General features: G+C 64.4%; 4 protein-coding genes. 3 read left to right on the top strand and 1 reads right to left on the bottom strand.

What is annotated here, in order from left to right; all coding sequences use genetic code 11:
- The 3 genes from QOC69_RS15715 to QOC69_RS15725 form a co-directional block, all read left to right on the top strand.
- A partial coding sequence (locus QOC69_RS15715) for a cytochrome P450 (protein WP_526441102.1) occupies nt 1-320 on the top strand: 320 nt, incomplete at its 5' end.
- Nucleotides 321-627: 307 nt separating this feature from the next.
- Nucleotides 628-1,473, top strand: a complete 846-nt coding sequence (locus QOC69_RS15720) for an SDR family NAD(P)-dependent oxidoreductase (RefSeq protein ID WP_526441104.1) — start codon at nt 628-630, stop codon at nt 1,471-1,473.
- 485 nt (nt 1,474-1,958) lie between these two features.
- On the top strand, nt 1,959-3,239 hold the full coding sequence (locus QOC69_RS15725) for an HNH endonuclease signature motif containing protein (RefSeq protein ID WP_526441106.1): 1,281 nt from the start codon (nt 1,959-1,961) through the stop codon (nt 3,237-3,239).
- Nucleotides 3,240-3,889: 650 nt separating this feature from the next.
- On the opposite strand, the gene QOC69_RS15730 is transcribed toward QOC69_RS15725, so the two are convergent.
- Nucleotides 3,890-4,400 (bottom strand): enoyl-CoA hydratase/isomerase family protein (locus QOC69_RS15730; protein ID WP_526441108.1); only part of this gene is annotated, 511 nt, incomplete at its 5' end.

A 4,400-nucleotide genomic window follows, 5' to 3' on the forward strand; every position in this document is an offset into this window, starting at 1 on the left:
AGGACGTCGAGATCGCGGGCCTCACGATCTCGAAGTCCGACAACGTCATCGTGCTGATCGGGTGTGCCGACCGGGACGAGGAGGTCTTCCCTCGGGCGGATCAGCTGATCTTGGATCGAGACGCGAACCCGCACGTCGCATTCAGTTTCGGTCCGCACTACTGCCTTGGAGCGAGCCTCGCCCGCCTCGAAGTTCGCATCGCGCTTACCCATCTTCTCGAACGCGCCCCCGGCTTCCGGCGAGCGAACCCTGATGAGCGGCTGGTCTATCGACCCGGGTTCTTCATCCGCTCCGTCGAGCGGCTCGAACTCGTCTACTGAGGCACCCAAGCTCAAGGCGTGCGCAGTGGCAAGGAACAAGTGCTGCTCGTTGACCCCGATGTGGACGACTGGTGGAGGAAGGTTCAAGGTGGTCACAAAGAGCCGATCAGCGCGGAGGAGCGTCTCCCGCACCGTGCGCCCGGCGAATCCCATCTGTGGTGCAACCAGGACCTAAGCGTGCCCTGGCCCCGGTGTTCCGATCAACCGACCCGACTCGGCTCACATCTGCTCAGACGGACAACTCATGACTCCCGGTCACCCGTAAGCCCAGTCGTTTCGTCGCGGCGCTGATATTGAGGAGATGAGAGTGACCAAGGTGCGATTGACTCCTAGTCGGGAGAACGCGGTCCTGACTACGGGTGCGAACTCAGGAATTGGTTTGGTCACAGCGCTCGAATTGGCCCGCCGCGGATGGCGGTCGATTGGCTCGGTTCGCTCGGAGGAAAAGGCCGGGATCGTGGCGAAAGCCGCTGCGGAAGCAGGTCTCGAGGTAGAGACGGTAGTAATGGACGTCACGGACAGCGATCGATGCGAGCAGGTGATGTCTGAGCTGCGTCTTCGGGGCTTGATCAACTGCGCGGGGTACAACTCAAGCGGCGCCATCTCCGATGTCGATGATGATGAAGCAAGGCGTTCCTTGGAGACGATGGCCGTGGCTCCCATGCGCTTAGCTCGATTGGCGTTGCCTGGCATTGTCGCTGGCGGAGGAGGACGAATTGTGAATGTGTCCTCCGTAGGTGGCTGCATAACGATGCCGTTGAGCGGGTGGTATGTGGCGGCGAAGCATGCGCTCGAAGCCGCGTCCGACGCTCTCAGGATGGAGGTGGCGAGACGAAATGTGCAGGTCGTTGTCATCGAACCGGGGGGCTTCCGAACGGGCATCTTCGAAGAAGGAGTCCACGCCGAAGGCCCCGGCAGCATAACGAGTCGAACCACGGAATACGCGGATTCCTACCTGCAAATCAAGAAGATGATGTCGCCTAGGGGCGATCCAGCACGCGTAGCAAGGTTGATCGCGAACGTTCTCGAAGTCCGTCGCCCCGCCGCTCGTTACGTCATTGGCGCCGATGCTCGGCTACTAATCGCACTTCAACAGCTCCCGACACCGGCGGTCGACCGTTTCTACCGTCGGCTTTATCACCTGCACTCTTAACGTCAGTGCCGCGCCGAAAGTTGGTGCGTAACAATGCTATACGATATCAGTTCAGAACACAGAGGCGGCTACAGGCAAGTCCCGGCAAGCGAAACAGCCTGAGCCAGAGCATGTTCGGATGACTGAAACCGGACAACCGGCCCAGCTCAATGCCAAACTCCAGCGCGGTTGAGACTGGTCACCTTGAGGCTCAGCGGTCGATGGCCTGCGAGTGAGGGGCGGTGACCAGCGTGGGCTGGCGGAAGGCCAGCCACTCGCCGAGTTTGTCACCTGACTTGGCTCACGATTTCCGGTTCGGGGTAGTCGGGAGGGTTTGACCTGCTGGTTTCGGGGTGGGTCGGCGGGTGCACTGAACCGGGTCGCAGGCTGCGGCTGCCTCGGTGGTTGGCGACCGATCGGGCGGTGCTGGATGGTGGTGGGCCCGCACCAGCGGGAGGTGGATCGGGCAGCCCGAAAATGTCGGAGGCGGCTGCGATGATGGCGTCATGTCCTCGACCGCATCCTCTGGCGCCGCGGTGGTGCGCCCTGACCAGCGCGTTGAGGTGCTCTTTGAGGAGTTGGCGGAGTTGGCTGGTCAGCGCAACGCGATTGATGGGCGCGTCGTGCAGATCGTTGCCGAGCTGGATCGCGACGAGCTGTGTGGCGCCACGGGCGCGCGGTCGATCGCGGCGTTGGTGGCCTGGAAGACCGGCTCGTCATCGCTGAACGCCACCACGATCGCCACCGTCGCGCACCGGCTCGAAGAATTCCCCCGCTGCGCCCAAGGGATGCGGGAGGGCCGACTGTCACTGGATCAGGTCGGCGTCATCGCAGCCCGGGCGGCCGAGGGATCCGATGAGCACTACGCGGCGCTGGCCGCGGTCGCCACCGTCAACCAGCTGCGCACCGCGGTCAAACTGGAACCGCGACCGCAACCCGATCCTCGGCCAGAACCCCAACCCTCGATCACCAAGACCACCGACGACGAGTTCACCTGCTGGCGGATCAAACTGGGTCACCACGACGCGGCGAAGTTCGACGCGGCACTGCAGTCTCATCGTGATGCGCTGTACGCCGAGTGGAAACACGACAACGACAACGGCAATGGCGACGGCAACGGCAACGGCAACGGCGAGGGCGCCCCAGAGCATCGGCGCCCGTTGCCTACCGCCGCCGAGGCGTTCATGCGCCTGGTCGAGGCCGGATGGGACGCCGAGGTGGCACGCCGGCCACACGGGCACCACACCACCGTCGTGATGCATCTAGACGTCAAGGAGCGGGCCGCTTCACTGCACCTGGGCCCGGTGCTGTCGGGGGCCGAACGCCGATACCTGATGTGCGATGCCACCTATGAAGCCTGGTTCGAACGCGACGGCGAAGTCATCGGTTCGGGCCGAGCGACGCGCCAGATCAACCGCCGGCTTCGCCGTGCCCTCGAGCACCGCGACCGCACGTGCGCGGTTCCAGGCTGTGAAGCCACCCGCGGTCTACACGCACACCACATCCGGCACTGGGAAGACGGCGGGCTCACCGAACTGTCCAACCTGGTGTTGGTATGCCCCCATCACCACCGGCTGCACCATCGCGGCGTCATCACCATCACCGGCCCCGCGCACCACCTCACCGTCACCGACAGCGCCGGCCGAGCACTTGGCGCAGGATCGCTAGCCCGCCCACCGAACCACCCCCCGCCCGCGGTGCCACCCTGCCCCGGACCCACCGGCGAACGCGCCGACTGGTGGTGGTATGAACCATTCCAGCCCCAACCACCACCGACCAACAACTAAGTCGGTCACCGGGGCCGGTCATCGCCGACACCATATCGGCGCTCAAACAGGTTGGGACAGAACCAAACTCGCACCCGTCACCGACCCGCTGCCCGATTATCTCGCCGAAGCGCTCGCCGAAATCAGCAGCTGCATTGAGCACTAAAGTGAGCCAAGTCGGGAGCGAAACAGCCTGAGCCAGAGCATGTTCGGATGACTGTAGCGGGACAACCGGCCCAGCTCAATGCCAAACTCCAGCGCCGTTGAGGCTGGTCACCGTGAGTCTCAGCGGTCGATGGCCTGCGAGTGAGGGGCGGTGACCAGCGTGGGCTGGCGGAAGGCCAGCCATTCGCCGCGTTTGTCAGCGTGGTCGCCTACGGGGTCCGCCAGTTCGTCCTGGTCGTCCCAGCCCGCCGCCTGTTTCGCGCGCCTCCTTGTTAAGGAGGTTCTAGCAGGCCCCATCGGCGCGCGACGGCCGGTCAATCGGCTGAGCATGTGCACTCAAGGCCCTCGCTGCGGTCGAGCGTTCGTGGTGACGTTAGTCAGCGATGAAACGCCCAATCTTGAGGTGCCTCAAGCAGTATCGCCCGATCTGCATGAATGAATCAACTACCTACGCGCAAGCGCAAGACCGTGACTGAAACGGTTGTCGACGCCGAGCCGGCGGCCGCTCAACCCGACCACTTCTGTCGGCGTGCCGCCGCCTCGTCGGTCGCGTGGGCCAGTACCTGGTTGCGGTTCTCCAGTTCCATCGCCGCTGCCAGGCCGGGAGCATCGGTGTTCACCTGCAGGGTCCGCTTGGTCAGCTGCACTCCCAGTGGTGCCAGACCGGCGATCAGCGAACCCAATTCGATTGCCCGGTCGAGGAGTCCGTCTGGCTCGACCATCTCGCTGACCAACCCGCGGCGTTCCGCCTCGTCCGCCGAGACTATGCGACCCGTGAGCATCCAGTCGGCGGCAACGCTGGTGCCGACGATGCGCGGCAGGTGGTAGCTCATCCCCATCTCGGCACCCGAGAGCCCGAGCAGGATGGCCGCATTCCCGAACGACGCTTTCGTCGAGCAGATGCGGATGTCAGCGGCCAGGCACAGAGCGAGGCCGGCTCCGACACAGGCACCGTTGACGGCCGCGATCACCGGCTGGGGCATGGCCCGGATCAGTTGCGGCAACGCGCCCATCACC

It is taken from the genome of Mycobacterium sp. (assembly GCF_032162105.1).
Lineage (GTDB): Bacteria > Actinomycetota > Actinomycetes > Mycobacteriales > Mycobacteriaceae > Mycobacterium.

Bases quoted from the DNA above. Each gene is read 5' to 3' on its own strand.
- QOC69_RS15725 (WP_526441106.1), top strand. From the start codon at position 1,959: ATGTCCTCGACCGCATCCTCTGGCGCCGCGGTGGTGCGCCCTGACCAG.